The sequence below is a fragment of the Roseibium sp. RKSG952 genome, assembly GCF_009711355.1.
Genome location: NZ_SMMF01000375.1, coordinates 1 through 753 on the forward strand (window position 1 = coordinate 1; position 753 = coordinate 753).

Genomic DNA, 753 nt, shown 5'->3' on the forward strand with positions numbered 1-753 from the left:
GAGCCCTCCCCGACAATGTTTCCGCCGCCGCTTGTGTCCATCGTACCGATAATTTCGGCGTAGAAAACCGCAATATTGCCCAAGACAATACTGTTGGTGAGGGTCACGGCATCGCTCGCCCTGATGCCTCCACCTTCATTTTCTGCAGTGTTGCCAGACACAGTACTGTTGGTGAGCGTGACGTTATCTTGCCCGTAGACGCCACCACCCGCAAACCGTGCGAAATTGCCGGATACTGTGCTGTTGGTGAGCGCAATGGCATCTTGCCCGTAGATACCACCGCCGCGATTTATAAATGCACTATTACCGGACACGGTGCTGTTGGTGAGGCTGATGGCACCCAGTCCGTAGACACCGCCACCAGTCCCCGCACTGTTCCCGGAGAGGCTGCTGTTCAAGACCGTCAGGCTTGCAGCACTGTAGACAGCGCCGCCTTGCTCACGTCCATTCGCGAAACCTCCGGTCAGAACAAGACCCTTCAGCTGCGTATCGGCAGTTTTGCTCGTGATATGGAAGATCCGGCTGTTGTCGTCGAGAAGGCCCTCGCCACTCTCGTCAATCACGCCGTCCCCGTCATTGTCCAGTTCATCTTTGCTTACATCAACTGCCTCGGATGCGGTCACAACTGTGAGCCCCGTGCTGCCGTCGCCGGAAAGCACGTCATTGCCCATCGCATCGGCCGTAATCGTCACGGTTCCCAGTCCCGAGGTCGAACCGTCGATAATCACCGCATCGGTGATCTCCAGTTCGCCC

1 pseudogene is annotated in these 753 nt (G+C 57.2%); it reads right to left on the reverse strand.

The annotated features are described in order from the left end of the window. Positions 1–753 (reverse strand): annotated as a pseudogene (locus E1297_RS01120) (hypothetical protein); the annotation flags it as partial.